This is a genomic window from Haladaptatus caseinilyticus (assembly GCF_026248685.1).
In the GTDB taxonomy this organism is placed as follows: Archaea; Halobacteriota; Halobacteria; order Halobacteriales; family Haladaptataceae; genus Haladaptatus; species Haladaptatus caseinilyticus.
On sequence record NZ_CP111036.1, the window covers coordinates 25,787 to 51,698 of the forward strand.

The 25,912-nt window shown below is 58.0% G+C and carries 33 protein-coding genes and 2 tRNA genes; 23 read left to right on the forward strand and 12 right to left on the reverse strand.

Going from position 1 to position 25,912, the window contains the following annotated elements:
* Positions 1–76: 76 nt before the first annotated feature.
* Positions 77–769, forward strand: coding sequence for a VOC family protein (locus OOF89_RS00120; RefSeq protein WP_266077430.1), 693 nt, complete (start codon positions 77–79; stop codon positions 767–769).
* On the opposite strand, the gene OOF89_RS00125 is transcribed toward OOF89_RS00120, so the two are convergent.
* The 3 genes from OOF89_RS00125 to OOF89_RS00135 form a co-directional block, all read right to left on the reverse strand.
* The gene (locus tag OOF89_RS00125) at positions 736–1,533 is read right to left on the reverse strand and encodes a helix-turn-helix transcriptional regulator (RefSeq protein WP_266077432.1); all 798 of its coding nucleotides are present in this window, start codon (positions 1,531–1,533) and stop codon (positions 736–738) included. The two genes, OOF89_RS00120 and OOF89_RS00125, sit on opposite strands and share 34 nt — an antisense overlap.
* A 247-nt stretch (positions 1,534–1,780) precedes the next feature.
* Positions 1,781–2,071, reverse strand: coding sequence for a DUF5779 family protein (locus OOF89_RS00130; protein ID WP_266077434.1), 291 nt, complete (start codon positions 2,069–2,071; stop codon positions 1,781–1,783).
* Between the two features lie 38 nt (positions 2,072–2,109).
* Positions 2,110–2,562: a ferritin-like domain-containing protein gene (locus OOF89_RS00135; RefSeq protein WP_266077436.1), complete on the reverse strand. Its 453-nt coding sequence runs from the start codon at positions 2,560–2,562 to the stop codon at positions 2,110–2,112.
* 274 nt (positions 2,563–2,836) lie between these two features.
* On the opposite strand from OOF89_RS00135, the gene OOF89_RS00140 reads away from it, so the two are divergent.
* A complete protein-coding gene (locus OOF89_RS00140; RefSeq protein WP_407661573.1) occupies positions 2,837–3,067 on the forward strand; it encodes a hypothetical protein in 231 nt (76 codons plus the stop codon).
* A 77-nt stretch (positions 3,068–3,144) separates the two neighbouring features.
* Here OOF89_RS00140 and OOF89_RS00145 read toward each other — a convergent pair whose 3' ends face one another.
* A complete protein-coding gene (locus OOF89_RS00145; protein ID WP_266077440.1) occupies positions 3,145–3,378 on the reverse strand; it encodes a DUF7563 family protein in 234 nt (77 codons plus the stop codon).
* Between the two features lie 227 nt (positions 3,379–3,605).
* Between OOF89_RS00145 and OOF89_RS00150 the strand changes: the two genes are divergently transcribed.
* Entirely contained in the window at positions 3,606–3,761 is a 156-nt protein-coding gene (locus tag OOF89_RS00150) for a DUF7557 family protein (RefSeq protein ID WP_266077441.1), read from the forward strand.
* Here the strand turns inward: OOF89_RS00150 and OOF89_RS00155 are convergent.
* The 3 genes from OOF89_RS00155 to OOF89_RS00165 form a co-directional block, all read right to left on the reverse strand.
* On the reverse strand, positions 3,746–4,381 hold the full coding sequence (locus OOF89_RS00155) for a protein sorting system archaetidylserine decarboxylase (RefSeq protein ID WP_266079806.1): 636 nt from the start codon (positions 4,379–4,381) through the stop codon (positions 3,746–3,748). The genes OOF89_RS00150 and OOF89_RS00155 overlap by 16 nt on opposite strands.
* On the reverse strand, positions 4,381–4,827 hold the full coding sequence (locus OOF89_RS00160) for a DUF5799 family protein (RefSeq protein WP_266079808.1): 447 nt from the start codon (positions 4,825–4,827) through the stop codon (positions 4,381–4,383). Before OOF89_RS00160 ends, OOF89_RS00155 begins: the two co-directional genes overlap by 1 nt.
* Positions 4,828–5,103: 276 nt before the next feature.
* Complete coding sequence (locus OOF89_RS00165; RefSeq protein WP_266077443.1) at positions 5,104–5,379, reverse strand: ribonuclease P protein component 4; 276 nt, start codon at positions 5,377–5,379, stop codon at positions 5,104–5,106.
* Between the two features lie 163 nt (positions 5,380–5,542).
* Between OOF89_RS00165 and OOF89_RS00170 the strand changes: the two genes are divergently transcribed.
* Together OOF89_RS00170 and OOF89_RS00175 are read left to right on the forward strand one after the other, a co-directional pair.
* On the forward strand, positions 5,543–6,589 hold the full coding sequence (locus OOF89_RS00170; protein WP_266077445.1) for a glycosyltransferase family 4 protein: 1,047 nt from the start codon (positions 5,543–5,545) through the stop codon (positions 6,587–6,589).
* A gap of 42 nt (positions 6,590–6,631) precedes the next feature.
* Positions 6,632–7,744, forward strand: coding sequence for a glycosyltransferase (locus OOF89_RS00175; protein WP_266077447.1), 1,113 nt, complete (start codon positions 6,632–6,634; stop codon positions 7,742–7,744).
* On the opposite strand, the gene OOF89_RS00180 is transcribed toward OOF89_RS00175, so the two are convergent.
* Positions 7,741–8,562, reverse strand: coding sequence for an HD domain-containing protein (locus OOF89_RS00180; RefSeq protein WP_266077449.1), 822 nt, complete (start codon positions 8,560–8,562; stop codon positions 7,741–7,743). The two genes, OOF89_RS00175 and OOF89_RS00180, sit on opposite strands and share 4 nt — an antisense overlap.
* 136 nt (positions 8,563–8,698) lie before the next feature.
* Here OOF89_RS00180 and OOF89_RS00185 point away from each other — a divergent pair, with 136 nt between their 5' ends.
* The 9 genes from OOF89_RS00185 (at position 8,699) to OOF89_RS00225 (ending at position 18,161) form a co-directional block, all read left to right on the forward strand.
* The gene (locus OOF89_RS00185; RefSeq protein WP_266077451.1) at positions 8,699–8,992 is read left to right on the forward strand and encodes a Sec-independent protein translocase subunit TatA/TatB; all 294 of its coding nucleotides are present in this window, start codon (positions 8,699–8,701) and stop codon (positions 8,990–8,992) included.
* Between the two features lie 35 nt (positions 8,993–9,027).
* Positions 9,028–9,100, forward strand: a tRNA-Arg gene (locus tag OOF89_RS00190).
* A gap of 531 nt (positions 9,101–9,631) precedes the next feature.
* The gene (locus tag OOF89_RS00195; protein ID WP_266077453.1) at positions 9,632–12,922 is read left to right on the forward strand and encodes a type II/IV secretion system ATPase subunit; all 3,291 of its coding nucleotides are present in this window, start codon (positions 9,632–9,634) and stop codon (positions 12,920–12,922) included.
* Positions 12,919–14,940, forward strand: a complete 2,022-nt coding sequence (locus tag OOF89_RS00200; protein ID WP_266077455.1) for a type II secretion system F family protein — start codon at positions 12,919–12,921, stop codon at positions 14,938–14,940. The genes OOF89_RS00195 and OOF89_RS00200 overlap by 4 nt, the downstream gene beginning before the upstream one ends.
* A 2-nt stretch (positions 14,941–14,942) precedes the next feature.
* Positions 14,943–15,392, forward strand: coding sequence for a DUF7287 family protein (locus OOF89_RS00205; RefSeq protein WP_266077457.1), 450 nt, complete (start codon positions 14,943–14,945; stop codon positions 15,390–15,392).
* A gap of 1 nt (position 15,393) precedes the next feature.
* Positions 15,394–15,981, forward strand: coding sequence for a DUF7288 family protein (locus tag OOF89_RS00210; protein ID WP_266077459.1), 588 nt, complete (start codon positions 15,394–15,396; stop codon positions 15,979–15,981).
* Entirely contained in the window at positions 15,981–16,931 is a 951-nt protein-coding gene (locus OOF89_RS00215) for a DUF7261 family protein (RefSeq protein WP_266077461.1), read from the forward strand. The genes OOF89_RS00210 and OOF89_RS00215 overlap by 1 nt, the downstream gene beginning before the upstream one ends.
* Positions 16,921–17,406 (forward strand): DUF7266 family protein, encoded by a 486-nt coding sequence (locus OOF89_RS00220; RefSeq protein ID WP_266077463.1) that lies wholly within the window; start codon positions 16,921–16,923, stop codon positions 17,404–17,406. Before OOF89_RS00215 ends, OOF89_RS00220 begins: the two co-directional genes overlap by 11 nt.
* The gene (locus OOF89_RS00225) at positions 17,403–18,161 is read left to right on the forward strand and encodes a DUF7289 family protein (protein ID WP_266077465.1); all 759 of its coding nucleotides are present in this window, start codon (positions 17,403–17,405) and stop codon (positions 18,159–18,161) included. The genes OOF89_RS00220 and OOF89_RS00225 overlap by 4 nt, the downstream gene beginning before the upstream one ends.
* 16 nt (positions 18,162–18,177) lie before the next feature.
* Here OOF89_RS00225 and OOF89_RS00230 read toward each other — a convergent pair whose 3' ends face one another.
* Positions 18,178–19,884: a DUF7289 family protein gene (locus tag OOF89_RS00230; protein WP_266077467.1), complete on the reverse strand. Its 1,707-nt coding sequence runs from the start codon at positions 19,882–19,884 to the stop codon at positions 18,178–18,180.
* Between the two features lie 182 nt (positions 19,885–20,066).
* On the opposite strand from OOF89_RS00230, the gene OOF89_RS00235 reads away from it, so the two are divergent.
* From OOF89_RS00235 to OOF89_RS00245, 3 genes are all read left to right on the forward strand, one after another.
* Positions 20,067–20,198: a transporter gene (locus OOF89_RS00235; RefSeq protein WP_266077469.1), complete on the forward strand. Its 132-nt coding sequence runs from the start codon at positions 20,067–20,069 to the stop codon at positions 20,196–20,198.
* A 44-nt stretch (positions 20,199–20,242) separates the two neighbouring features.
* Complete coding sequence (locus OOF89_RS00240; protein ID WP_266077471.1) at positions 20,243–20,392, forward strand: hypothetical protein; 150 nt, start codon at positions 20,243–20,245, stop codon at positions 20,390–20,392.
* 88 nt (positions 20,393–20,480) lie between these two features.
* A complete protein-coding gene (locus OOF89_RS00245) occupies positions 20,481–20,852 on the forward strand; it encodes a hypothetical protein (protein ID WP_266077473.1) in 372 nt (123 codons plus the stop codon).
* Here OOF89_RS00245 and OOF89_RS00250 read toward each other — a convergent pair.
* Entirely contained in the window at positions 20,837–21,316 is a 480-nt protein-coding gene (locus OOF89_RS00250) for a hypothetical protein (protein WP_266077474.1), read from the reverse strand. The genes OOF89_RS00245 and OOF89_RS00250 overlap by 16 nt on opposite strands.
* A 130-nt stretch (positions 21,317–21,446) precedes the next feature.
* Between OOF89_RS00250 and OOF89_RS00255 the strand changes: the two genes are divergently transcribed.
* Entirely contained in the window at positions 21,447–21,890 is a 444-nt protein-coding gene (locus OOF89_RS00255) for a hypothetical protein (protein WP_328517182.1), read from the forward strand.
* Positions 21,891–22,001: 111 nt separating this feature from the next.
* On the forward strand, positions 22,002–22,340 hold the full coding sequence (locus OOF89_RS00260) for a DsrE family protein (RefSeq protein ID WP_266077475.1): 339 nt from the start codon (positions 22,002–22,004) through the stop codon (positions 22,338–22,340).
* Between the two features lie 195 nt (positions 22,341–22,535).
* On the opposite strand, the gene OOF89_RS00265 is transcribed toward OOF89_RS00260, so the two are convergent.
* Positions 22,536–22,607, reverse strand: a tRNA-Ala gene (locus OOF89_RS00265).
* 314 nt (positions 22,608–22,921) lie between these two features.
* On the opposite strand from OOF89_RS00265, the gene OOF89_RS00270 reads away from it, so the two are divergent.
* Genes OOF89_RS00270 through OOF89_RS00285 form a run of 4 tightly spaced genes read left to right on the forward strand, consistent with a single transcriptional unit; the run spans position 22,922 to position 25,408 of the window.
* The gene (locus OOF89_RS00270) at positions 22,922–23,383 is read left to right on the forward strand and encodes a 30S ribosomal protein S15 (RefSeq protein ID WP_266077477.1); all 462 of its coding nucleotides are present in this window, start codon (positions 22,922–22,924) and stop codon (positions 23,381–23,383) included.
* Positions 23,384–24,544, forward strand: a complete 1,161-nt coding sequence (locus tag OOF89_RS00275) for an exonuclease RecJ (protein ID WP_266077479.1) — start codon at positions 23,384–23,386, stop codon at positions 24,542–24,544.
* The gene (locus OOF89_RS00280; RefSeq protein WP_266077481.1) at positions 24,541–24,780 is read left to right on the forward strand and encodes a KEOPS complex subunit Pcc1; all 240 of its coding nucleotides are present in this window, start codon (positions 24,541–24,543) and stop codon (positions 24,778–24,780) included. The genes OOF89_RS00275 and OOF89_RS00280 overlap by 4 nt, the downstream gene beginning before the upstream one ends.
* The gene (locus OOF89_RS00285) at positions 24,773–25,408 is read left to right on the forward strand and encodes a 30S ribosomal protein S3ae (protein WP_266077483.1); all 636 of its coding nucleotides are present in this window, start codon (positions 24,773–24,775) and stop codon (positions 25,406–25,408) included. Before OOF89_RS00280 ends, OOF89_RS00285 begins: the two co-directional genes overlap by 8 nt.
* A gap of 66 nt (positions 25,409–25,474) precedes the next feature.
* Here OOF89_RS00285 and OOF89_RS00290 read toward each other — a convergent pair whose 3' ends face one another.
* Positions 25,475–25,909 carry a plastocyanin/azurin family copper-binding protein gene (locus tag OOF89_RS00290; RefSeq protein WP_266077485.1) on the reverse strand — a complete coding sequence of 145 codons (435 nt, stop codon included), beginning with the start codon at positions 25,907–25,909 and terminating at the stop codon, positions 25,475–25,477.
* Positions 25,910–25,912: the final 3 nt, after the last annotated feature.

The window sequence follows — 25,912 nt, forward strand, 5'->3', positions numbered from 1 at the left end:
ACAGGTTCGGACGGTTATTCGCGGCTCGACTACGTCAGGGCGACGTTTTAAGCGCCGCCGCTGTGTATTCGGGACTATGCTCTCGGGTCTCCGCTGGCTTGCACTGGAAGTGAAGTATCTCGACCGGGCACGGGAATTTTACGAGACGTATCTCGATCTCTCGGTTCGGGAGGCCAACGAGCAGGAGGTCGTTTTCGATGTGGGGGAGCATACGCTCGTCCTGCGTAAACCGCATGGTATCCCTCGCGGCGGGGTTCACACTCACTACGCCTTTTCAACTCCGGAAGCGCGCTACGACGACTGGCACGACCGACTCGTCCCCGAGTTCGACCTCGTGGAGCACGATTTTGGGTCGGCACGATCGCTGTACTTTTACGACCCGGACGGCAACTGCGTCGAGATCGGTGGCACGGATACGGACGGTGATGACATCACGGGTATCTTCGAAATCGTCCTCGAAGTCGAAACCCTCGAGCGAGCCGAGCGATTTTACACCGACCTCGGATTTGAGACGTACAATCGAGGGGGGGACCGAAAACGGGTCCGGATGAGCGGCCCATTCGACCTCGAACTCTGGGAACCACAGCTCGGCATCGCAGACGCCAGAGGCGGCCTTCACGTCGATATCGGGTTTATCGCTGACGACCCGATAGCGGTGAAAGAGTCAGTGGAGGAACGTTCGTGCGTGGTCGAATCGGTCGATTCCGGGATACGAGTTCGCGACCCGGATGGCCATTATTTGACGTTTCTGTCCATCGATTCCGCGTAAGCAGTCACGCATTCGGCGCTCGTCCAAACGTGTTCGAACAGTTTCGTTCCCCAGCGACGGGCGCGCTCCGATTCGGCGACGAACTCCGTCTGTACGTCGTACGACCCGTCCAGGTGCGGAAGCGAAAGCAGAAGGCTTTCATCGGTCACCGTGAGTGCGAACGCCACATCCGCCACGCGAACGTCGATCCGGTCGTCTTCGTCCCGGTTGAATGTCGTATCCGTCAGTAAGTCCGCGAGGACGCTTTTTCCCAATACGAGACGGGGATCGTCGCAGTTGTCGACGAACGCGTCCGATAGCCGTTCGCTGAAAATCGGCGCGATGACGGAAGGGTTAGACGCGGATTGAAGTCGCTTTTCGACCTCGCGGACGGCGCGCGAGGGTTGCGTATCGGTCGCTCGGATGATTTCACCATCCGAGAGAGCGGCCAACTGTGAGCGAAACGGCTCAGGGAGGGCGGTAACGTCGTGATTCTGCCAGTAATCGGTATCCATCTGAAGAACACGTTCCGTCGCTCGTTGCTGACGAATGAGGTCGGCGACGACCGATCCTGTACCCGTTACTGCCCAGCGTTTCGTTTTCGGCACGTAGATCAGACCGCGGTTTTCCAATTCAGTCAGGGCGTTGTACACTGCCGACTCGCTTGCGAGGTTTTGGTTCAGCAGTGCCTGTGTCGAGTTGTGACCGTCGAAAACGGCCAACAGTACGTCAGTTCGTGCCCCCGAACGAAGGACGTACTCGACGAAGGGCCGTGTTTTCTCCATGGCGACAGATATCGATTATTTCGCTCGGTTCTTTTTGCTATCGTTCTCCTGGCGCCAGCTATCACATTACAAACTATTTGGATTAGTCTATTCTGTTTGCAAATTTCCTAGAAATGGAATGGAATTTTTATATATCTCTAAACGTTTCTATGAGCCGGGCCCCCTGTGGCCCCCGCTGACGTCTTTCGGGTACGAATCACGACGATAGTTACAAACTGTCCCCGAACCTCCATCAGCCCGGAGTACTTCAGAGTTCGCTCGTATTGATTTCGAGGCCCGGCGGCGAGATTATGAGAAACTTCCTGAAATGCACTAGGTTTCCACCCTGCTTTTTTACCGCCGGTGCAAGCTCAGCAGCGAGTTCGTTCAACTCGCCATCGATCGCGAGGACTAACACGTTTCCGCGTTCGATCGCCTCGATTCGCTTCGCGACGGGAGTCGTCCCATCGAGTATTCCTAAAATGACTTGTTCGTCGTCATCGAAGTCCATTTCGCTCTCGGCCGTTTGCAGGTCGAGGTCGAAACCCGAATTGCCCATACGCGGCACCTCTCATCCCCCCGAGAAAAATCCTTGCCTTATTTTTCGTATTCGCGTTTGAATCCACGGAACTCCGTCCGATGAGCCTCTTCGTCAGCGAGGATGGTAACGCCGAGGTCCTCGGTGACTGGGTCGTTGGCGTCCTCGGCCGCAGATATGACGTTCCGATACGTATCGATAGCATCCTCTTCGGCTTCGAGCACGCCCTCGATGACGGACAGTACGTCGGTGCTTTCGGCCGGGGGCTGGAGGCTTTCCTGACGCGCTTCGAAGTCGTACGATGCCGGCGGGCGTTCGTCCAACTGTTTGAGTCGCTGGCCGATCATCTCCGCGTGGCCGAGCTCTTCTTGAATGTCCTCCGCAAGGCTCTCTTTTACTTCCTCGGCACTCACCCCGTCGAGAACGATGGAGTTCGTGAGGTAGTTCATTACCGTCTCGATTTCGTCGCTGTACGCTTTTCGCAGAAGTTCAGTGACTTCGTCGTTCGTCATCGTACACTTCGTACGGCGTCGACCCACGTTATCGTTGTGGCGAACTCGTGTGGCAGTCGCTGCAACTCACGCAAGAATTATAAACACTGGGTCACTGAGTAACACAGTACGATGGGAATGATAGTCACTGACTCGCATACGGATGTCGCGAGCAGTGTCGCTGTCGGCTCGATTCTGAACGGAGGGGTCTGATGCTCCCTACTCGTTCCCACATCGGACCCGCTGCACTGCAGATGAGAGACGACGGAACATCATTCACAGACCGAGAAACACCATGACAGACCGACGACGACCCACGACCAGGAACCGACGGACGATGCGAGAAATGAGCCACACAAATCCACACACGAGTCGGAGAGCACCGGATTTCTTTGCCCGCGGACCGCGGGTGATGAGCGACGGTGGCAGAGAAAAACGGACGATGGCGGACGTCGATCACACGCCGCCACACGAAGCACCCGATGCGAACCGAGTGTTCGAGCGCGGTAACGAAGGCAGACGCTAGCAAGCGTCAGGACCCGAAAAAGAGCTGACCGACGTCTTTCTTTTCGCCCCGTCACCCCGTCCCCCGACTATCCCCACTTAGCGGAGCGGTTCACGGCCACCGATGAGCTTGGCCGTATCTACTTGCTCCGCCCGTGCCCCACCCTTCTTCACTTCCGTGGCGGTCATACATTCGAGGCACCCGAATACCTCGTTGTGGTTGTTCCCGAACACACGAGCGAAATCACGGGTCACGAACGACCCACAGCTTTGGCATCGGTTTTCGGTGACGGTGTCGTTTCGACCTGTAACCCTGCTTTCTGTCGTTGTCATAGTGAACCTCAGCGATACGTGTAACAACAGTGTGGGTACTTTGTTATCCGGTCACTGTTCGGTCGAAAGCAACCCCTGCCGCCGGGAAAGAGCGGTCTACGAAATCGGTAACGGGTGGTTACTTGGTCGAATCGACGAAATTCGGGTTTCAACGAACGAGAAAAATGAGACCTCAAAGCGTTGTCGGCCTATGTTTTAATACCGTCCGCGAGCGTTAGGGTACATCGATGCCAAAAATAACACTCGACGAGGACACCGTTTCGCGCCTCGACAGCCTTCGAATCGAAGACGAATCGTACGACGAAATCGTCAACGAACTCATCAACATCTACGAGGCAGAAGAGTTGACCCTGTTCCACGGTGGGGACTATTCGAGCGACTGAGACGAGGTATCCTCATTCACGGAATCGGTGCCATCGGACCGCGCGAGAACGGTTTCACCTGCGCGAACCCGCTCCCCCTTCGAGACCAGAACAGCAGCCGAATCGAACGACTCGGGGAGGAGTACGTCCGCGCGACTGCCGAACGCGATGTGTCCGAGTCGCTCGCCTCGCTCCAGCGTTTCGCCGCCTTCGACGTACGGATGGATTCGCCGAGCGAACGCGCCCGCGATGAGCGTTAGGTCACACTCGGAAAACCGAACGTGTACTTTTTCGTTGTTATCCGACTCCTTGCTGAACGCGGGGCGGTGGTTTCCCGGTTCGTGTTCCACCGATTCGACGTGCCCGGCCAGTGGTGCGCGATTAACGTGCACGTCCGTGACGTTCATGAACACGCCGACGCGAACCCGATTTCCTTCCTCGCGAATGACCGAGACTCGACCGTCAGCAGGTGAGAGAATCCCGCTTTCAGGCGGGACACGGTCGGGGTCGCGGAAGAAGAGTAAAATCGCACACCCCAACCCGAGTGCGAAGAGGGTTGCAACCGGCGATAGAAACCCGACTGGTCCGGCGAGCAGAAACGCCGGAAGCGCGTACCGCCACGCGGTAGGAGCGAGCCGTATCACTCTTGAACCGCCGTCCGGACTCGCTTCCACTTGCCGTTCGATTCGAGTCGAGTTTGCAGTTCGTCGGCATACTCCTCGGCCAACCCCTCGGCGGCGCTAAGTCGGTCCTCGTCGATTCCGCTCCCACTACCGCCCATTCCGAGGGCGTCTTTGAGCGAACTGAAGATACCTTTGCTCTCCTTGCTGGCGGGTTTTCCACCCATCGCGTTCATTTGCGATTGGATGTTCTCCATCTCGGGCATCACCTGTCGAACCTTGCTGGTGTCGGCGACCAACTTCGCCCGCTCGTCGTCTTCGGGATGGTCGATGTCGAACTCCACAGCGGTCATTATCAGTCCCCACTCCTGCCGAGAGAACTGCGAATCCGTGATTCGCTGGGCGAACTCCCTATCAACGGCCATTCTGTCCCCCACGATCATGTCCGTCCACTGTTGTCTGGCCATGAGTGTGAATCGTAGTGCCTGAGACTTGTCGTTTTCGTCTGCGATAGCGTGTTTGGCGAGTTCTCGGAACGGGCTTCGATTACGGTGGTTACGACCGTTCGCAGTCACGAACACCGTCGGTTTCGCCATCCTTTCAGGGATGTGTTCGAAACCCGAACCGAACATCCGTAGAACACGGCGGTAGGCAGTGCCTACGCGAACGGATTCCGGCCGTAATCACTGATTTCCGAGGAAACCCGTGCCACAAACAAGCTGTCAAATTCGTAGATCATACCGTTATTCGTACGGATAGCGAGCTTGCGCGCCACAGTCGCAGGTAATGACGACGTGGCCACTTTGTAGTCGAACGCGGGCGTTCTTCCCCGGTCGGAGATAGGTGTCGCAAGCGTCACAGGTGAATCGCTTGAACTGGTGCGGAAGCGAAAGCCGATTTCGCTCGGCGATTCGTCTGGCAAGCTGAACGTACTCCCGTGCTCGCTCCTCGTTACAATCGACGGCAGCGTCCCTCGCAAGTCCCGCGAGGCGCTCTATTCGCTCTTCAGCTACAGTCATTCGGAATGGGGGGGTGGGGGTTTCCGGGGCGAGACAGGATAAGGATAGAAGTTTTCCTGTATTGCCCCATTCCCCCCATACTCCCGTGGTAACAAATACTTTGTGGTCGTTTAACGATCCCTTTCCGAAAGCGGTAATGGCGGACTATTCCATCACTGCTTCAATGCGTGCACTCAACTATCTGGAACTCGAATCCCGCTTGGAACGGAGCGGCATCGGTACCTCCACACGGCACCAGCGGAAGGCGCTCGCGGGGACTTCGGTGGATGTCGTCACCTCGCCGTGGCGCGGCGGCACGCCAGTTCATGGGGTGGCGTCCCGGGCAGTAGGACGTGGTTTCTTCGCCGATTTCGACATCGCTCACTGTAACGTCATCGGACCGGGCTCCGTCGCCGTCGCCCGCCACGCGAAGCGCGCGCGGATTCCACTCGTGCTTCACGCGCACGTCACCAGCGAGGATTTTGCGGAGAGTTTTCGCGGCTCGACACTCGCCGCGCGACCCCTTCGACGATATCTGAGGTGGTTTTACTCGCTGGCGGACGTGGTCCTCTGTCCGAGCCAGTACACGAAATCCGTCCTCGAATCGTATCCCATCGATACGCCGATCCGTCCGATTTCGAACGGCGTCGATACGGAGTCGCTCGAAGGGTTCGAATCGCTACGTGAGGAGTACCGAGACCGATACGATTTGGACGGGATGGTCGCATTCACGATGGGCAACGTCTTCGAGCGAAAGGGCCTCACGACTTTTTGCCGACTCGCGCAGGCGACCGACTTCGACTTCGCGTGGTTCGGTCCGTACGACACCGGACCACAGGCGAGTTCGACCGTTAGAAAATGGGTGGAAAACCCACCGGAGAACGTTACCTTCACCGGCTGGGTAGACGACAAGCGAGGAGCATTCGCGGCAGGTGACGTACTCTGTTTCCCGGCCAAGGACGAAAATCAAGGGATCGCCGTGCTCGAGGCGATGGCTTGCGGGAAAGCCGTCGTGCTCCGTGATATTCCGGTGTTCAACGAGTTTTACACCCACGGCGAGGACTGTTTGATGTGCGAGACGGAAGCGGAGTTCAAGCGCGCGCTGGAACTGCTCGCACGAAATCCCGGCCTGCGTGAGCAACTCGGTGAGAACGCAAGGAAAACCGCTGCGCAACATAGTTTGGAACGGCTGGGTGACCGGCTCAGTGAGACGTACCGCGAACTCGTCTGAAAGTCACAAGTCCTTAAGACCTACTCCTCGAATGCGGAGATAATGAGCCGATGGGTCGCCGCGTTCACGGATACGTACTTACCGACGATAAACGGCGTCACCTACACGATCAGGTCGTGGCGCGACTGTTGGGAGAAAAACGACGGCCGGATGGACGTCATCTACCCGCGATCGGACGAGTACACGCCCGAAAAAGGTGAACATCCCGTCGGCAGCCTACCGTTCCCCTTTTACGACGGCTACCGACTCGGCACGCCACGGATTCCGAAAGCCGTCATCGATGCCGATATCGTCCACGCTCACACACCGTTTGCCATCGGACTCGGCGGACTTCGACTCGCGTGGAAAGAGGATACACCGTTTGTGACTTCGTATCACACGCCGACTGGGGAGTACGCGGACTATCTCGTTTCGAACGAATCCGCGGCCGAGTACGTCGAGCGTGCGTCCGTCGCCTACGAACGCTGGTTTTTCGGACGTTCCGATGCGGTGCTCACGCCGAGCGAGGCGACACGGAAGCACGTCGTCGAAACCGTCGGCGTGGACGCACCCGTTCACGTCGTGCCGAACGGAATCGACATCGAACGGTTCCATCCCGTCGAAACCGCCGCATTCGTCGAGAAATACGACCTCGACGGGGGGCGACCGCTTATCGGGTATACAGGCCGACATGGCTACGAAAAGCGTCTCTCGGAACTCGTCTCGGCCGCGGAGGGAATGGAGCTTACGGTCGTTTTCGGCGGTGACGGTCCCGCACGAAAATCGCTCGAAAAACAGGCTCGCGAATCCGACGCCGACGTTCGATTCCTGGGCTTTCTAGAACGTGAAGAGATGCCAGCCTTTTACTCCGCGTTGGACGTGTTTGCCTTCCCGAGCCCGGTCGAAACCCAAGGTCTTGTCGCCCTCGAAGCGAACGCCTGCGGAACACCCGTCGTCGGTGCAAATGCGGGTGCATTGGAAAACACTATTTCGGAGGGAAAGACGGGGCATCATTTCGAAAGCGGTGATATCGAAGGGTTTCAGGATGCGATCCGGCGTACACTATCGAATCGCGACCGACTTCGAGAATCGTGTCTCGCCCGGCGCTCGGAAGTCAGCGTCGAACGGGCGGTCGAAAAACTGGGGCGGGTGTACGAGCGTATCGACCGTCGTTAGAGTTCCATTCGTTCAACGATCGCGTCGCTTCCCTCGCGGACGTTCAGCGCGACGATTCGGATGTCGTCTTCCAATCCGGATTTGTGAAGTTTCGCCTTGAGAAGGTTGTCCACCTGATACACTCCCGCCGCGTTCATCATCTCGATTTCGACCAGAACGGGCACGGTGTCTCCCTCTCGAAGGCTGACTTTCTGGATCGCCTGACTGGAAACCGTGTTGATGCCTCGACCACCCTTTTCGTACGGGATACGCGAGCGACCGTGTTCCATGTCGAGGGCATCCGCGACGCGAATTACCCCTGCTTCGGTCGTCAGCGGGTCCTCTTCGGTGTGGTGACAGAGGATCGCGTGAAGGATTTCGCCCTTCATTCGAACCGTGTTTGCAGTGTCGTAGAAGTTCGGAAGAACGCGGTCGAGAACGTCTGCGGCCAGCGGAATCGAATAGTAGGAGTGGTCGTCACGGTGGACGATGTGGCCGATATCGTGGAGTACAGCAGCGAACGCGATGATAACGCTTTCGTCCTCCTCGTCTAACCCTTCGTCCGCGGCGCCGTTGAACTCGACCCCACCGCGCTTTAGCAGGTCATAGAGGAGGAGGGCACGATTGAGTACGATTTCGATGTGCTTCGACCCGTGGTCGTTGTAGCCCTTCCTCGCTACGGCATTGACGTTCTGAGCGTCGAGATACGTCTGAATTTCGACGTCGTTGTCGATAAACTCCAGAACTGCGTTCAGTTTCTCGTCCGGGAACGCGTGGTCGGCGTCCGGATCGTACGCACGCCGTCCGTTTTCGACGGGTTCCGTTTCTGGTTCGTCCATGACCGTACCTCTCGTTCCGGCGCAAAAAATGTCTCGGGCACAGTCCCGATGGAGAACGAGTTGGCGAACTGATGCCATCCGAACCCGTTTAGAGCAAAAAGCCTATAATTGCCAATGGGTAAGCAACTGGTAGAGGATGTACGAAATGATTCCACTATTCGGGCCAATTCCGGGCGGAATGGAGCTTGCGGTGATTTTGCTCATCGCAGTGCTCCTATTCGGTGCGAACAAGATTCCGAAGCTCGCGCGCTCGACGGGTGAGGCAATGGGAGAGTTCAAGAAAGGGCGGCAAGAAGTCGAAACCGAACTCCGCGAGATGCAGGAGTCCGATACGACGTCCAGTAGTACGAGCGACCTCGACGACGAACCGCGCCCCACGGAAACCGAAACCAGCACCGAGACGAATACCGAATCCGAATCCGGACAGTAAGCGTTTTTCTGCGTCGATTCATTGTTTTAACTACAGGGCGTGTGGCCTAGCGGATAGGGCGAGAGGTTCCTAACCTCTCGACCGCGGGTTCGAATCCCGCCACGCCCGCTATTTCGTAGTGAGCGATGCGAACGAGAGATTGCGGTGCGCAAGGAGAACAGACCAGAGAGACGTATCGTACCCGGTTACGTTTCTGACCCCGAGAATCGCCCATATCATATCCGTCTCCCGCGTTCGATCATCGAACGTTTACCCCACTCGCTCACTACGCTCGCTCGGGTTCGTGCCCAACGACCGTAATGCGGGGGGCACCATCGACGGAATTCTAATCGCTACTTCCTAATGAAAGATTTATTACCAATCGGGAGACAGTGATGAATGCGGTGCTTTCGTTTCGAAGGTATCGCCGGAAAGCCACATCAGGCATCACTGGAGTCCATCACGGAGTTCTCATGCGAGATCGTGTCATGATTGATTTCGGTTCTCCCCTCCGAACCAAATGTTCATTATACATACATATAGAAAAGAGATAAAATATAAATCGCAAGACTGAAAGCTCGTACCTTCCCATCTAACAGACTACAAATGTATATTAATTTTAACAAGGACTTTTAATGGATTAGTGTTTGACGATACTCAATGGCTAGTGATGAATCAGAGGTGTTCGGGGGTGGGGGCCCCGACGCTTCCCCCGACGGCATCCATCTCGCAGACGGGGCACCCGCCCGTGTCGCTCTCGGTACGTACACGTGGGAGGATTTCAAGGCGGAGTATTTCTACGAGAACGGGAGACCACCGACGAATTGGCGTGGGAAATCCCGTCCGTTTCCGGCCGAGGAATTTCTCGGGTTCGCCCCGGAAGAAACCACGTCACGCATCAGAACGGGGGCGAAACGCGCAACCGCACTTGGGACATATTTCGAGGCATTTCTCGTCCCGGAAGAAACGTCGGTTTCACTCGGCGAGTATCTCTGGGAGCATTTTCGCTACGAATATTACTACGACCCCGGCCGCGAGAAACCCCACGAAAAGCCCCGCGACGTGGACGGGAACGTCGTCGAATTCGACAAAGCGACGTGGCTCGGGTTCGAGGAGGACGAACTCCCGAAACGTCTCTTTCGGGGCGCGTTCGCCGGAAATCGCGGAAGCGAACGATTCGAGGCGTTTCTCGATCCAGCCACGACACCCGTCACGGTCGGCGAGTACCTCTGGGAGCATTTTCGCTACGAATACTACTACGACCCCGACCGCGAGAAACCCCACCAAAAACCACATGACGGGGATGGAAACGTCGTCGAGTTCGAGAAGGCAGAGTGGCTCGGATTCGAGGAGGATGACCTACCGGATCGTCTCACCGAGGGTGCGGCCAAGGCGAGCGTCCTCCTCGGAATCGAAGACGAACGGACGCTCGATGTCCCCGACGAGTTGGACGAGGACGCCTTTTTTTCGACCGTCGAGGGCCACACGACGGTCGTCAATCGCTACGACTTGGAGAAGGCGGTTGCCTTCCCGAAAAAGAGGCACTTTCGCGAAGTAGACCGCTACTGGGTGAACAAACCCTTCTCGTTCGTCTGTATTTTTCACTCGGGGAAGGAAAACGAGACGAAATACTACCTCATCGAACCGTATCGAACACCGATCGAAGACGACCTGCAAGCGTTTCTCACCGGCAAACTCCGGACCGCCATCAAATACGCGAGCGACGACGTGGTCGCGGAAACCGACGGGAAAGACCGTCAAACCGTCATCGAACGGGAAACCCTTCGATTGCTCTCGCGCTACGACCTCTACGTGCCCGGCGACGACGAAATAGCTGAAAGCCTCACGGCACTGCTGACCCGGTACGACAACGCTCGTGAAACGTGGAACCGGTACGGAGCCGAAACGCGAGCACAAACCGATACGGCGATTCGAACGCTTCGCGAGGAGACTGAACCGTACTTCGAACGGTTCCGGAAGGACGACCCAGCAGAATGTGGGGACGAACGGAGTACCAACGCGGATGAAACAACTGGGGAATCTGTGCCCGATTTCGACGACGGAGAACCGACGAAACCGGGCGACGATGGAACCGTCCCCGAGGAACCGGAATCGGACGAAATCGGGGATGGACCGTCAAACGAACGGGAATCCCAACCGTCATCCTCTACGCAAGGTCGTCTGAACGAGCTCGGAACGCGCTGGAAGGCCCTGCTCGAGAAACACGTCGGCAACGAAAGTGTACGACGGGGAGTACGAACGCGAGTCGAAGAACTCATCGAGGAGCACGAGGCCGACGATGAGAACTGCGAACTCGATGGGATCATGGCACGTCCCGAACCGGCCTTGCTGGCGGAGGATTCCGATACCCTCTCCGAGTATCAGGTCGAAAAATTGCTGTACCTACTGAAGCGGGATTTCATCGGCTACGAGCGAATCGACGGCATCAAACACGACATCAACGTGGAGGATATCTCCTGTGACGGCTACAATTCCCCGGTGTTCGTCTACCACTCCGACTACGAACAGATAATCACGAACGTCCATCACGGGGAAAGCGAGTTGGACGACTTCGTCGTCAAGCTCGCACAGCGGTCGGGGAAAGGTATCAGTAAACGGCAGCCGCAGGTGGATGCGACGCTGCCCGATGGCTCCCGCGCCCAGTTGACCCTCGGCCGGGAGGTGTCCGACCACGGGACGAACTACACCATTCGTCAGTTCAAGGACGTGCCGTTCACGCCACTCGACCTGATCAACTGGAACACCTTCTCGCTAGACGAAATGGCGTTTCTCTGGTTGGCCATCGAAAACCATCGGTCGCTTATCTTCGCAGGGGGTACCGCGTCCGGAAAAACGACCAGTCTGAATGCAGTGTCACTGTTCATTCCTAGCAACACGAAAATCGTCTCCATCGAGGACACCCGCGAGGTCGAACTCCCACAGCGAAACTGGATTGCGAGCGTCACTCGTCCCTCCTTCTCCGACGACGACAAGGGCGACGTGGACGAGTTCGATCTGCTCGAGGCTGCTCTCCGCCAGCGACCCGACTACATCGTGATGGGGGAGATTCGGGGCGAAGAAGGTCGAACCCTCTTCCAAGTCATGTCCACCGGACACACGACCTACACGACTTTCCACGCGGATACCGTCGGCGAGGTTCTCAAGCGATTCACCACGGAACCCATCAACGTATCGAAAACGCTGTTCACCGCGCTCGACCTCGTTTCCGTTCAGACACAGACACGGGTCAAGGGAAGCAAAGTCAGGCGGACGAAGTCACTCACGGAAATAAATCACTACGATACCGAGAACGACGAGATCAACGTCAAGGACGTGTTCCAGTGGCGTGCGGAGACAGACGAACACGAACGTCTCACCGGGTCGAACACGCTGGAGGAGATCAAGTTCGACCGCGGGTGGAATCAGGACCAGCTCGAGACGGAACTGCTCATGCGGCGAGCCATCCTCGCATATCTCCTCGATAACGGGCTGAACGAGTACACACAGGTGGCCGCGACGATTCAGGCGTTCATCAACGATCCGGACACTATCCTCGCACTGGTCGCAAACGAGACGCTCGAAGACAGTCTCGCCGATCTTCGCGAGATGGAAAGCGTCCTCATCGATATCGATCCGAAAAAGGAGGAGATGGTGCCACGACCCGACCCGAACGAGGAAATCGTCCAACTCTCGAAGGACATCCTCGCCGAGGCGGACGACCGACTGTTCGACCAGTATCGCGATATGCACGTCACTGGAAGCGACCTCGCAGTCGCGTTAGTCGATACCGCGAACCCCACGGACGAACCGACTCGCGATCGCGCGTCCGGCGGGGTACCACACACTGGCGACGGGAGATCCGACATGGACGGCCATCACTTCGGCGAGTTCGAGGAAGCGACGTTCGCAGACGACGAACATTCTGAAAGCGCAGGGGAGGACGACGAATGAGCCTCGGGACTGCGACCAGCAACAGCGGGACCAGTGCCGATAGACTCGCCGATGCCTTCTATCCGTTGTACGACCGTCTCTTCGACGAGAACAGTGATTTCGCGGCAACCCTCGAAGAGAAACTCGCCGAAGCTCGAATGCCAGAAACCGCCGAGTTGTACGTCTCGCGCGGTCTCGCGGTCGGAACACTCGTCGGACTCGTGTTGTGGTTGGTCGGGCTCCTTCTCGGCTACCTGTTGGTCTCGGTCGGTTTCATCGGGGGCGGGACGTGGCTCGGTGTCCCTGTTTCGGGCGCGACGGCGGACGTGCTGAACGCATTGAAGATACCGACCCTGATTCTCGGTATTGGCGTCGTTCTCGGAACCGTCGGTTTCGCGGCCGGGTTCGGAACGGTCGTTGCCATTCCGTACAGCAGGGCGAGCGCGCGAAAGCGTGAGATCAACATGCTCCTGCCGGACGCCATCTCGTTCATGTATGCTCTCTCCATCGGCGGACTGAACCAACTGGAGATCTTGGAAGCGATGGCGAGAGCGGACGATACGTATGGCGAGGTGTCCCACGAGTTCCGGAGCATCGTTCAGGAGACGGAGTACTTCGATACGGACTACCGAACTGCAATCCGAAAGCGCGCGCTCGAAACGCCCAGCAACGAGTTGGGGCAGTTTTTCACCGATATGCTATCCATCGTCAACAGCGGCGGGAACATGACGCAGTTTTTGGACGACAAAAAGGACAAGCATATGCGGACGGCAAAACAGGAGCAGGAACTGACGCTCGAAACGCTGGAACTGTTCGGCGAGATGTACATGACTCTCTCGCTGTTTCCGCTCCTGCTCATCATCATCCTCGTCATCATGGGCATCATGGGGGAAGCGAAGCAGACCCTGCTCTACGCCACGGTGTACGGGTTGATTCCGCTCATCGGCGTCGGGTTCCTCGTCCTCGTTTCGACCGTGAAGCAGGACGATCCCGGTAGTGGTTATCTCGAACCTGACAACGACGGTGATCAGTTGGAGACCGTCTCCGGCGCTGGACTGCTGCATCTCGGTCTCGTCGAGGAGTTCATCGGCGAGTTCTCGGTGTTCGACCGAATCAAAAGTCGGGAAGGAACGCATACCACCATCGAACTGCTGCGGCGGCCACACTACTTTTTCCGCGATAATCCGCTGTACGTTCTCGGAATCACGATACCGGTGTCGATGGTGCTGGTCGCCAGCGCGGTGTGGACCGGTGCGGTTCCAGCATCCGTGGATGAATTCATTTCGAATCCAGTCTGGACGACGTTCGTCTCCGTCTACGTCCCGCTGTACGTGAACGGCGTTCCACTCGCCATCTTCCGCGAGTGGAACGTCCACTCCCGGCGGACTGTCGTTCGAAAGCTCTCCGACGACCTTCGAAAGCTATCGAGTGCGAACGACACCGGGTTGACGCTCCTCGAATCCATCAAAACCGTTGCGGACACGTCCTCCGGCAAGCTCTCGGATGAGTTCGACCGAATTCACGCCAAGGTACAGTACGGCATGAGCATGAAAACGGCGTTCATCGAGTTCAACAACCGCTATCACCTGCCGCGACTCGCACGGACGGTGAAACTCATCAGCAAGGCACAGGAGGCGTCGAGCCAGATTACTGCCGTCCTGACGACTGCGGCACAGACCAGCGAGAACCAGGACGACATCGCAAGAGAGCGGCGATCCCGCGCCAGAATGCAGGTCGTCATCATCATCATGACCTACCTTACCCTGCTCGCTGTAATGGCCATCTTGAAAACGCAGTTCATCGACGTGATGGCTGGACTCGCGGGACAAGCGTCGAACAAGGATTCGCCACAGGGAATGAGCTTCGGAAGTAGTATCGACACGACGATGCTGTCGATGCTCTTTTTCCACGCCGTAACGATACAAGCCATTCTCTCCGGATTCATCGCGGGCTACATCCGCGATGCCGACTTGCTCTCCGGCGTGAAATTCGCCGTCGTCCTTCCGACGATCGCCCTCGTCACGTTCACTTTCATCTAACTATGCGAGCACAAACGAGCATCGACTTTTTGGTCGGAATGAGCGTCTTTCTGCTCACAGTAGCCTTCGTGTTCATGGCGCTCCCGAACTCGTTCGTACCGTTCACCGGGGACGAGAGCGCCGAATTACTCAGTGTAGACCGGGTCGCTTCACATCTCTCTGACGGGACACTCGCCCGGCGCGGCCAACCGGGGATCCTGAACGAGACGTGCACCACGCAGTTTTTCGGTGCACCGGGAGCCTGCAATCCGTCGGACCTCAACGCCGCGCTCGGCGTGGGGTCACAGCAACGCGTGAACGTCACCATCGAGTCGAACGGCGCGATCCGAACGGTCGGTGGGGTCGAACTCAGTGCGGGGCCGTCGGTTCCAACGAGGGGTTCCGTCGTCGTTGCGACTCGACTCGTCGCTATCGACGGCGACGAACATACGTTGTACGTCAGGATGTGGTAACATGGATAGGGCACAAGCACACACGTTGGAGGCGTTTACCGCGGCGCTGTTGATAGTCAGTGCTATCATCTTCTCGCTCCAGGCGACGGCGGTGACGCCACTCACTGCGAGCACGTCGAATCAGCATATCGAGAATCAGGAGGAAGCGACGGCTGACGGATTGCTATCGGTTACGGCTGACGACGGCCGACTCCGCGAGGCCGTCCTGTACTGGAACGACACCGGCAGGAAATTCGCCGGGTCAAACGACGATGGGATTCACGCGAACGGTGGTCCACCGAATGGCTTTGGCAGAACACTGAACGAGACGTTCGGCAACATCACGTCTGGCGGTAGTCGAATCGCATACGACGTGTTCGTGGTCTACCGGATGCCAACCAACGAAACCCGGCGAAAGACGATGGTGTACATGGGTGCTCCCAGCGATAACGCCGTCGTTGCGACCCGCACCATCCCGCTGTTCGACGGTGACGAACTCACATCGCCCGGCGGTGGGACCGTCGGGGAATCGTTTTACGCACCGGACGCCGCGCCGAACGCGGCGCTATACAACGTCGTGGAGGTTAGGATCGTCGTATGGAGGATGTGATGTCGGTTCGTATACGAGGTACCGACCGCGGGCAACTCATCCTCGTGACGGGGCTTGCTATCGCGGCCATTCTGGTCGCACTCGTCCTTCTGCTCAACACGGTCATCTATACCGAAAACCTCGCCACCCGCGGCGCGGATGTCGGTGGTCATGACGTGGTCGAGTTCCGAAACCTCGCCACGGACGGAGTCGGGGCAGTTGTCGTTCACGAGAATCAGGCTAACCACTCGTCGCCGGGAGCCGTGACCACGAACGCTACGGACGGTATCCGTCGATATGCCGATCTATCGGAACGGTACTATCTCGAACGCGCTTCAGTGGTTGAAGTATCGAACCTCACCGTTTCGACCGGGATGGCGTTACGCCATCGGAACGGAACGCGAACGTTCACCAGCAAAAGCGGGGCAAAAAACTGGACGCTGGCGACGAACATCGGCGAGGGTCAACTCCGGCGATTCCAGTTCGAACTGGCACGGGAACCACTCGCATCGTCGCCGTCCCAGTCGTTCCGAATCGTCCTCGATGACGGCGACGACGCGTGGCGTGCGTTCGTCTATCGGCAGGCGGGCGATATCGTCGTCGCCACGAACACGGATGCGGGTGGTTCACCGACCCCGGTTTGCTCGGCGACGACCGCGAAAACCACGTTCTCACTTACCGACGAGACGTTTGCCGAGGAACCCTGTCCGATAGATTTCGCTGGTGGGCTGGACGACCCGTACTCGGTCGAATACCGATACGGAAACGAGGCGAACGGGACCTACTCCGTCGTCGTGAACACGTCGGCCGGCGCGGGAGTGACCGCCACGAACTTCGTAACAGATGGCTCCAATTCATCGCCATACACCAGCCACGCCGTCTACAGTGCGACGTTCGACAGCTACTTTCGGACGCCGAAACTGACCTACGCCGAGCGTATTCGGGTCGCCCCGGGTGAGCATGATGATTGACCCCGGACGAATGCGAGCGGTGATCGACCGTGATCGGACGGGAACGTCGATCGACTGCAATCGAGGTGTTTCGGTGACGGTGAACTATGCTCTCAACCTTGTTGTCGCGACGGTGCTCATCGCGGGACTGTTGACTGCAACGGCCGGAATGGTCGAAGACCACCGGAGAGACGCGGCACGAACGGAACTCCACGTCATCGGCCAGCGACTCTCGGCCGACACACAGACTGCCGACAGACTCGTTCAGGTGGGGGGTAAAACGGTTGTCGTCGAAACGTCGCTACCCGAACGCGTTGCTGGGGTTTCCTATTCGGTAACCGTCGAACCCGACGCGTTCGTACTGAAAACAACTGGGCCACAGGTGACCGTGCGTGTCTCCTTTGCCACTGCCACGCCAGTCAAGGAAACGACGACTTCCGGTGGTTCGGTAACGATCGTCCGAACCGACGACGGCGAGTTGGAGGTGCGGGGATGAACGACCGCGCCGCGAGCGAAACCGTGGGATTCGTTCTCGCGTTCGTTCTCGTAACGGCGACGATCGGAGCGGTGTATGCGACGGGTATCGAGGGGCTTCACGACGCACAACGATTCGAGCAAGTGAACAACGCGGAGCGTGCCTTCGACGTGCTCGCCGATAACGTCGCGGACGTGCACCGGGAGGGCGTGCCGAGTCGGGCGACCGAACTCCGATTGGGGGGTGCGACGCTCGACTATCGCGATCCCGTGACGATTCGCGTGCAAGTGAACGAGACCGGTCCATCGACCAGAAACGCGACATACGTGATGAACACCAACCCCCTCGTTTACTCGGGCGTCGAGGATAGCGAACTCGTCTACGTTGGCGGTGCGGTGTTTCGAAGTAGTAATGGAGGGAGCGTGATGCGCCGTGAACCGGGCTATGTGTTCGACGACGAGCGCGTTGTCATTCCGTTTCTCATCACTTATCCGCGCGGCGACACTGACAGTATTTCCGGGGATTCGACCGTTCTGATCGTTGCATACCATCAATCTGCCGCCCTCGACGGTCAGTTCCGAACCGGTTCTACGGCGGACGTACGGACGAACGTAACTGTCGAGTCACCGCGGGCAGTGGCGTGGAAACGATATTTTGAGCGAAAGGGATTGACAGCGATAGACGGTGACGCGACCGACGGAAGCGTCACGTACCAATTAGTCACCGATCGGGTCGTCGTCCCCGAAACAGTGGTCGAGTTCGAACTGAAGCGATAGTCGAACTGCGTCTCCTTCAGACAGACGTGACGTTCACTCGGTTGACCGAGACATGCATGTAGGTGACTCGCGGAATCGCGGTGTACTCCGCCGGGAGTGTCTGGGCCTGGACGAGCGACTGATCGTAATGAACGACGCCGCCCGATTGGAGAAGCGTCTGTCCACCGACCAGCGCACCAAAGACGCTCGAGTGTGTCGTCACCGAGATCCGTCCTCGATGGCTATCGGAGTTCGGAGCGTACAGGACCCCAGTAAACTTCGCATCGGAAAAGTCGGCGTTCGTCCCCGGGGGACCGTAGATTCTGAATGCAGGTGAACGGTCACCGGATACAGATACGTTCGCTCCATTGGTCACCGACAGCGTGGTTCCGCCCATGTAGACGTTCGCAGTACCGTTTTGCGGTGCGACGACTCGAATTTTCCCACCGTTTACGCTCACATCGCCATCGACGACGAGGTCGACATCTCCGTCGGAAAGGTCAAAAACGAGTTCGTCGCTACCGGTGAGTGAGAGCGAGTCGAGGTGGTAATCGCCCGCGGTAAGCGTCCACGTGACGGTCGATGTATCCAGTTTCGACCCTTCAATGGCGGTCGTGGCATCATTGTCGTTTTCGTCACCGACCGCTTCGATTTCGTGATCGATCATCTTATCGACAGGGTCGATCGTGTCGACACTTCCGTTATTTGCGACCCAGCCATCGACGCTTGCTTTTTTGTGTAGTTCCGGTTCGCTCCCGCCATAGGAGATATTTCCCCTCACTGCGCTATTGCCGCTTTTTAACTCTATCTGTCCCCCACCGGAAACGAGATCACCGCGAATCTCGGCCCCGCCACGCATCGTGACGCCGCCGACGGTCTTGATAGTTCCATTCGACCCGCTGGTCATGCTGTACGTTCCGACCGAGGAATTGTAGCTATCGGTGAACGACGGATTACCACCGGACCCTTTGATGGTGAGTTCCTGTGGCGAGGTAGACGCCAGACCTTGTTTTATTTTCGGGGCTTTCGTCGGCGTGACGAGGGTGAGTGTCACCGTTTTTGCAACGTCGTCGTACTGGACTTCGCCACCAGTCCGCCGTTCGAAAAACTGTCCCCATGCCAGATAGTAGTCGCTCTGGACAGTGACGTTTACCGTCGCTTCAGAGAGTGGGTTGGTTTTTTCTGATTCGGCGAGCGGAAATTTTGGCTCGACGCTTCCGTTTTTTCTAACTTCGAGGCGCGAGTCGAGTGCACCTTCGCCACCGACAGTAACGAGTGGGAGCGTGAGTGTCGTTTTGCGGTAGTGAAATTCAGGGGGTGAAACCATCGTCGAACCGTCCCCATCATGACGCCACACACCCCCTCCTTGATAGGCGATGGACGTTCGCTCGTTTCGATAGACGATCGACCCGAGCGTTTGATTCATCACTTCTACTGCCACCCCATCGTCGGGGTCCACTTCGATGCGCATCCAACCGTCTCGACTGCGGGTAATCGTCCGCCCATCGTTTCGTACGCCAAGGTTCACTTTTTGCATATCCGTCTCGCCGATACCCACCAAACTGGCTTTGGAGTCCAGTTGTGTCATCGCGTGCTCCGCGCTGTCGAGTTCGGTCACTCGTTTCGAATCGTCTAACATTGATGATCCGTAGGCGACGATGGCTCCCGTCCCCGCGAGCGTGATCAAAAGAAGAAGGACGACGCCCACCGTTTCGCTCTGTGCGCGAGTTGACGGGTGTACCATGCAAGCAACTCTTTCGTCGGCAGTAATAAACGTCTGCAATTTTATCGGAAAGAGGTCATTTTAAAGGCCGAAGTAGTCTGCCGTTTCTAACGGTTGCTATCCATTAACCGACTATTTTAATCCTCGATCCGCCTGCTAATACGGCCACAACAGGTACAATCCCACACCGATGAAGTCATAATATGGCTCGAACTTCGACGGTCGTGATGCTCGCAGGTGTCGTTATGTTCTTCATCCCGGAGCCGATAACGTCGGGAATCGGTCTCCTCGTCATTCTGGCTGGATTGGCGATGCGACTGCTCAGTATCGCCTAATCCGTCGGCGAACGTTAAGTGTGTCTACGGCGAACTGTTCTCGAATGGGGCGCTTCGATTCGGTCAAACGGATTTTCACGATAGAGGGGGACGAGTATCGGTGTAACTACTGCCGTCGGACGTTCGCGTATTCCGTCGAACTGCCGGATTTGCGCTGTCCGTACTGCGACTCGCCCGATATCGAACGAGTCTAACCCTCCGTTCGGTCGTTCGCGGAGTGGCGTCTCGAGTCCAGACCGTCACCAACGTTGATGGTTCCGCTTACCGAACGTTCGAGCAACCGTGTTCGAATCAGACGAAGCGTTCGTCAACGCCCTGCAGTCTCATATCGGTTCCGCGCTCCAGACGGTCGCTAGCCGACGAAACGGACGGTACGATGTGCTTTACACGCGCAACGACGTGACCGGTCGATTCACACCGGCCGATTTCGATCGGCTTCACGACGAATCGCTGCTCGCGGATACGTCCCGTGAGAATACCGAAAACGTGTTTCGAGCCGGGTCGCTCAACTTTGCGATCTATACGTTCGACACGGCCGTCATCGTACAGTTTTCTCAGACGTCCGGATCGCTCTTCGTCGGTTTCGACAACGACGATGTTCCGATTCTCCCCGTCGTGGAGCTGTGTTCCGAGTGGTCTCAAACGCGTAAGTAACGGGCATCCTCACGTCGAGCGACGACCCCATAGAACGGCCACACCGCACAGAATCCGCTCGGCGCATCGACGCACGTGAATATCGTCGCGATTCTGTACGTGTCCTTCGGAATTTGCTTTTGCGTGGCGAATGCGATCCCTTGCCGTCCTCGTGGTTCGTCCCCTTCGAACACCGTAACGAGATACCGGTACAGGAGCGTCTTTTCCTCGAAACATTCCGGCTTGGTCGGCCCGAACGTCCCCTCGGCTCGTTCGAGCAGTAGTCGGTCGTTTACGTCCGGTGTCGGATCGTCCTCACTCGTGACATCACAGGTGTACAATTTCACGGCAGCGGGCGCGTCCGCGTCACCTGTGATTTCCTTCCGGACCGCTCTCGCCGGTGGTCCAGTTCCGATTCCGGTCAGTGTGCCTCCCATGACAGCGACCTGTCGAAGGAGACTCCGTCTCGTGTTCGAATTCGTCATTGGTAACGACCTACATACGGGCTGACTGAGTTACGACCGAGTCACGATTAGCCCTTTCGGCGGGGTTCTTTTCCATCATCGTCCGATCGCGATAGCCAGTCTCATCGTCGTATCGAGCGCTGAGGAACTCGTGTACTATCGAATCCTTTCGTATGCAGGCCCGACCCTTACGCTCGTTCGGACGCTACTGTATAGCACGATGTTCGGACCACTTACAGTCGGGAAGAAGGCGGCGAAATTCGGGTACAAGCGGTTCGGGATACCGGGTGCGGTCGTGTCCGGAAGTGCCGGACTCATCGGGTATATCGCAGTGAGACGCGCCGTCAAATCGGTCGTGAAGGGAAAGGACGTCGATACTGCCATCGACACGAAAACCATCCGTTCGGCCGTCGATGAAAACGGACTCGATGCAGTGACTGATACCGAAACCCTCGAAGCCGCGATCGACGAGGACGAACTGGGTTCAGATATCGACATCGACGACGTTCAGTCGGCGACGGAAGCCGAGGCGGATGAACTGCAAAACGATACGGAGGACGTGGATTCCGACGAATCGAACGAGTCCGCCACGTAGCTCCGCTCCCGTCGTTCCTCACACCCGTCAAAATCGTAACCACTATCCAATCTAGCTTTCACGAGTGGGGCCGATAGGTCTTAGAACGTCGCAACCTTCTCCGTTTACCGCATGAAATCCGTGATTCACCTCATCTCGGGGGACGAAAGCGAACAAGATACCGCACTCGCGATCGCGAGGAATCTGTTAGACGACGAAAGCGGCACCATCGATGACGTCGCAGTCGTGGCTCAGTCGAAGGGAATCGAGTCGGTCATCAACGGTGGCGACAGGGAGGAACGAGTGCTGTCGCTGTTGGACGATGGCGTCCCGTTCAAAGCCTGTACCAACACGCTCGACGTGATGAATCTCGACGAATCCGACCTCATCGACGGCGTCGAAACCGTTCCGGAAGGGGCCGTCGAAGTGACTCGGTTGGAAAACGAGGGCTACGCGTACATGCGGCCGTAGTGGGAGATGTACATCAACCGAGTCAAAAACGTCGATTCAAGGATCGATTTTCGGTGACCCTTCGAGATGTATCGACGATTCGTTTCGCCCGACCCTTCCTTACTAGTGGTAGTGGACTCGCCGGGACTGAGCAAACGGTGGTCTGCTTGCGAAGGTCGGTGAGCCCACTGAGTGAGCGAAGTGAAACGAAAGAAGTGGACTCGCCGGGATTTGAACCCGGGGCCTCTCCCATGCCAAGGGAGTGATCTACCACTGATCTACGAGCCCGCGTCTGCACTCGTTTCTTCCTCGGCACCACTGATAAACCTCTCGAAATCAGTGTGGCCTCGGCGGACTGTAGCACGGCGAACCGAATAGCAACGATTTAACTGTCTTCGGAGTTTTCGTCCTGATACGGGAACGGCACAGCCGCAAATCCGACTCGTTGCGCGCGTTCGCGGGCAGTTGCCCGCTCTCTTCCGGGACAATTCGTCCCCTTTGCGCAACTTGGGATTGCGGACGTGCACCGTGGCGATCGCCACGACCGGCGGACTTTCCGCCGATCACACTCTAGCGGCTCGTGCAGTTCCTATCCTCGAACAATGGCACGAATGCACACCCGACGCCGTGGGTCGTCCGGTTCGGACCGACCTGTGGCAGACGAACCACCGGAGTGGAGTGACGTAGAAGCAGACGACGTGGAAGACCGCGTCGTCGAACTCGCGGAAGACGGACACAGCCCGAGCGAAATCGGACTGAAGCTCCGTGACGAAGGCGTAACCGGTACGCCCGTCCCGAACGTGAAGCTCGTCACCGGCAAGAAAGTGACCGAGATTCTGGAGGAGAACGACGCAGATCCCGACCTGCCCGAAGACCTCCGGAACCTGATGGCGCGCGCCGTGCGCCTGCGTGAACACGTCAACGACAATCCGCAGGACAAGCACAACAAACGTGCGCTGCAGAACACTGAGTCGAAAGTTCGACGCCTCGTCAACTACTACCGCGGCGACGAACTCGACGAGGACTTCACCTACACCTACGATACCGCGAAAGAACTCCTATAGATGGCAACATCCGGTCGAACCGCTTCCGAGGACGCCCCAACCGCGAGCGACGTGACAGCGACGCTTCGCGACGCTGGCTTCGTTCGAATCGTCGCCTATCCGGACGGCGACGGACTCGCGGCCAGTGGCGTCCTCGCCCGCACCTGCGCGAACATCGGAATCCCGTTCCAAGTAAGTGCCACGCGATTTCCCACCCAACGTGCCGACTCCCACGGCGACGATGTCGTCGTGACGGTTGGCGCACCGGGTGGCACCGTTGCACTCACTGAGCGTCCAGCGAGCATCGTGGCCTTCGAGGCTGCGGATGGACTCGGCGGTGGCCCTGACCCGGTTCTCGCCCTCGCTGGTGCTGTCGCTGCAGGAACCCCACCGGGCGCGGACGATTGCGCCCACCTGTTGGATGCGGCTTCCGACCGACTTACCCGTAGACCCGGCGTTGCGACGCCGACGGAAGACCTCGCGGATGGATTGGCACATTCGACGCTGATTCACACCGGCTTCTCGGGCAATCCAGGCGCGGTGCAGGCCGAACTCGCGGAGATCGATCTCCCCGTCGAACTCGACGATGACGCGCATCGGCGAGTCGCCTCGCTCGTCGCGCTCTCGGTCACAGGACCGGAAAGCGCGACGCCGAGAGCAGGTAAGATGGTCGAACGTGTACTCCATCCCTACGAACTCGTGGACGGCCCATTTGCGACGCTCGGCGGTTATGCCGACGTGCTCGATGCGGTCGCACACGAGCAGTCCGGAACGGGCATCGCGCTAGCGCTCGGACACGACGCCCGTGCACCCGCACTGGACGCGTGGCGTGACCACGCGGAAAGCGCCCACGCGGTGCTCCAAGAGGCGACGACGGGTCGATACGATGGCCTGTTCGTCGCTCGGACGGACGGTGCACCCGTCGAGACGGCTGCTCGGCTGTTGGGCGATTATCGCTCACCGGAGCCGATCGCGCTGGTCGTCACGGACGACGAGGCTGCTGCCGTGGCAGTCGATGGGCGCGGCGGGGAACCCGATTCGGCCTCGCCGACCCTCGGCGATGCGATGGCAACGGCCGCAGACGGACTCGGCGGCGCTGGGACGGGAAGCACGCATCGCGGGTATGCGCGGTTCGACGCGGACGCAAAGGAGTTCCTATCGGCGTTTCGGGAGGCACTATGAGACGAGCAACGATCCGCACGGAGTTGGACGATGCCGACGTGCTCGCCGCGTCGCTCGAACCGGACAACACGCCCGAAATCGAAACGAGCGTGGAGGACGGAACGATAGTGACGCACATCGAACGCGAGACGACCGGCGGACTCCAATCTACCGTGGACGATTACGTCGTCAACCTCTCGGTGGCAGCACAGACAGTACAGATAGCGAACGATTACAACGACACGAACCATGAGTGAACGATCAGTCTCTAAGAAGTCACAGGAAAAGCGGTGGTACACCGTCCTCGCTCCCGAGCAGTTCGACCGAGAGGAGCTTGGAACGACCCCCGCAGATGAACCGGACAAGGTGCTCGGCCGCACCATCGAAACCACGCTGGGCGAACTGACGAACAACGCCAGCGAGAACAACACGAAGTTGACCTTCAAAATCAACGACGTCGGAAGCGACTCGGCGTACACCGAGTTCGTTCGACACGAACTCACCCGCGACTATCTCCGTAGTCTCGGCCGCCGCGGTGCCTCGAAAATCGAGGCGTACATCACTGTGCTGACCTCGGACGACTACCGCGTCCAGATTCAGCCAGTCGCGTTCACGACGAAGAAGGCGGACCACAGCCAGGAGAAGGCCATCCGCCGAACGATGATCGACCTCGTGCGGGACGCAGTGCAGGAACGCACGTTCAAGGAGGTCGTCGATAGCATCGTCGAAGGTCGCATCTCCAGTGCGATCTACGGCGAGGCGAAAACCATCTACCCACTCCGCCGGGTCGAAATCCAGAAAGCGACGCTGGAAGCCTACCCGGAAGAGGTCGCCGAAGAGGAGGAGACCTCCGTGGACGTGGAAGAAGAAGACGTCGAAGTCTAATCGACGCACAAACTGTTTCGTTTTTTGTCGCTCGCTCGAACGTTTGAAAAACGACTCGGGGAGTCACTACTCCGTTACGACGATACTGCCGGACATGCCGCTGGGTTCGTGGGGAACACAGAAGTAAGAGTAACTACCCGGCACCTCGAACGTGTGTTCGTATGTCGTGCCTTGATCTATCGAGCCGCCGTACCCGCTTTGCCACGCATCGCGGGCGGCCTGCTCGGAGTCGTAGCCACCGGAGGCGAAGTATTCGGCACCCTTCGGAATCCCACCGTTTCCGTAGGCGGTGACGGTGTGTCTGCGCATACCGGTGTTTTTCCAGACGACGGTCGTTCCGGGGGTCACTTCGAGTTCACGCGGATGGAAGGCGTTCGACCCCATCCCGACGTCGAAGTCGCCCTGTGAGGTGTTTCGGCCGGTGTCCATGATTCCAGCACATCCCGCCAAAGTGACGGATGCGGACCCGACGATGCCGGCCAGAAACGCTCGGCGGTTCATAGT

What these genes read in the sequence shown, in the direction of transcription:
- OOF89_RS00270 (WP_266077477.1), top strand. Translation starts at nt 22,922, where the DNA reads ATGGCACGAATGCACACCCGACGCCGTGGGTCGTCCGGTTCGGACCGA.
- OOF89_RS00135 (WP_266077436.1), bottom strand. Translation starts at nt 2,562, where the DNA reads ATGACGAACGACGAAGTCACTGAACTTCTGCGAAAAGCGTACAGCGAC.
- OOF89_RS00125 (WP_266077432.1), bottom strand. Translation starts at nt 1,533, where the DNA reads ATGGAGAAAACACGGCCCTTCGTCGAGTACGTCCTTCGTTCGGGGGCA.
- OOF89_RS00205 (WP_266077457.1), top strand. Translation starts at nt 14,943, where the DNA reads ATGCGAGCACAAACGAGCATCGACTTTTTGGTCGGAATGAGCGTCTTT.
- OOF89_RS00150 (WP_266077441.1), top strand. Translation starts at nt 3,606, where the DNA reads ATGCCAAAAATAACACTCGACGAGGACACCGTTTCGCGCCTCGACAGC.
- OOF89_RS00175 (WP_266077447.1), top strand. Translation starts at nt 6,632, where the DNA reads ATGAGCCGATGGGTCGCCGCGTTCACGGATACGTACTTACCGACGATA.
- OOF89_RS00200 (WP_266077455.1), top strand. Translation starts at nt 12,919, where the DNA reads ATGAGCCTCGGGACTGCGACCAGCAACAGCGGGACCAGTGCCGATAGA.
- OOF89_RS00140 (WP_407661573.1), top strand. Translation starts at nt 2,837, where the DNA reads ATGACAGACCGACGACGACCCACGACCAGGAACCGACGGACGATGCGA.
- OOF89_RS00165 (WP_266077443.1), bottom strand. Translation starts at nt 5,379, where the DNA reads ATGACTGTAGCTGAAGAGCGAATAGAGCGCCTCGCGGGACTTGCGAGG.
- OOF89_RS00130 (WP_266077434.1), bottom strand. Translation starts at nt 2,071, where the DNA reads ATGGGCAATTCGGGTTTCGACCTCGACCTGCAAACGGCCGAGAGCGAA.
- OOF89_RS00225 (WP_266077465.1), top strand. Translation starts at nt 17,403, where the DNA reads ATGAACGACCGCGCCGCGAGCGAAACCGTGGGATTCGTTCTCGCGTTC.
- OOF89_RS00280 (WP_266077481.1), top strand. Translation starts at nt 24,541, where the DNA reads ATGAGACGAGCAACGATCCGCACGGAGTTGGACGATGCCGACGTGCTC.
- OOF89_RS00180 (WP_266077449.1), bottom strand. Translation starts at nt 8,562, where the DNA reads ATGGACGAACCAGAAACGGAACCCGTCGAAAACGGACGGCGTGCGTAC.
- OOF89_RS00220 (WP_266077463.1), top strand. Translation starts at nt 16,921, where the DNA reads ATGATGATTGACCCCGGACGAATGCGAGCGGTGATCGACCGTGATCGG.
- OOF89_RS00260 (WP_266077475.1), top strand. Translation starts at nt 22,002, where the DNA reads ATGAAATCCGTGATTCACCTCATCTCGGGGGACGAAAGCGAACAAGAT.
- OOF89_RS00285 (WP_266077483.1), top strand. Translation starts at nt 24,773, where the DNA reads ATGAGTGAACGATCAGTCTCTAAGAAGTCACAGGAAAAGCGGTGGTAC.
- OOF89_RS00120 (WP_266077430.1), top strand. Translation starts at nt 77, where the DNA reads ATGCTCTCGGGTCTCCGCTGGCTTGCACTGGAAGTGAAGTATCTCGAC.
- OOF89_RS00235 (WP_266077469.1), top strand. Translation starts at nt 20,067, where the DNA reads ATGGCTCGAACTTCGACGGTCGTGATGCTCGCAGGTGTCGTTATGTTC.
- OOF89_RS00160 (WP_266079808.1), bottom strand. Translation starts at nt 4,827, where the DNA reads ATGGCCAGACAACAGTGGACGGACATGATCGTGGGGGACAGAATGGCC.
- OOF89_RS00145 (WP_266077440.1), bottom strand. Translation starts at nt 3,378, where the DNA reads ATGACAACGACAGAAAGCAGGGTTACAGGTCGAAACGACACCGTCACC.
- OOF89_RS00170 (WP_266077445.1), top strand. Translation starts at nt 5,543, where the DNA reads ATGCGTGCACTCAACTATCTGGAACTCGAATCCCGCTTGGAACGGAGC.
- OOF89_RS00195 (WP_266077453.1), top strand. Translation starts at nt 9,632, where the DNA reads ATGGCTAGTGATGAATCAGAGGTGTTCGGGGGTGGGGGCCCCGACGCT.
- OOF89_RS00290 (WP_266077485.1), bottom strand. Translation starts at nt 25,909, where the DNA reads ATGAACCGCCGAGCGTTTCTGGCCGGCATCGTCGGGTCCGCATCCGTC.
- OOF89_RS00240 (WP_266077471.1), top strand. Translation starts at nt 20,243, where the DNA reads ATGGGGCGCTTCGATTCGGTCAAACGGATTTTCACGATAGAGGGGGAC.
- OOF89_RS00185 (WP_266077451.1), top strand. Translation starts at nt 8,699, where the DNA reads ATGTACGAAATGATTCCACTATTCGGGCCAATTCCGGGCGGAATGGAG.
- OOF89_RS00275 (WP_266077479.1), top strand. Translation starts at nt 23,384, where the DNA reads ATGGCAACATCCGGTCGAACCGCTTCCGAGGACGCCCCAACCGCGAGC.
- OOF89_RS00215 (WP_266077461.1), top strand. Translation starts at nt 15,981, where the DNA reads ATGTCGGTTCGTATACGAGGTACCGACCGCGGGCAACTCATCCTCGTG.
- OOF89_RS00230 (WP_266077467.1), bottom strand. Translation starts at nt 19,884, where the DNA reads ATGGTACACCCGTCAACTCGCGCACAGAGCGAAACGGTGGGCGTCGTC.
- OOF89_RS00210 (WP_266077459.1), top strand. Translation starts at nt 15,394, where the DNA reads ATGGATAGGGCACAAGCACACACGTTGGAGGCGTTTACCGCGGCGCTG.
- OOF89_RS00250 (WP_266077474.1), bottom strand. Translation starts at nt 21,316, where the DNA reads ATGACGAATTCGAACACGAGACGGAGTCTCCTTCGACAGGTCGCTGTC.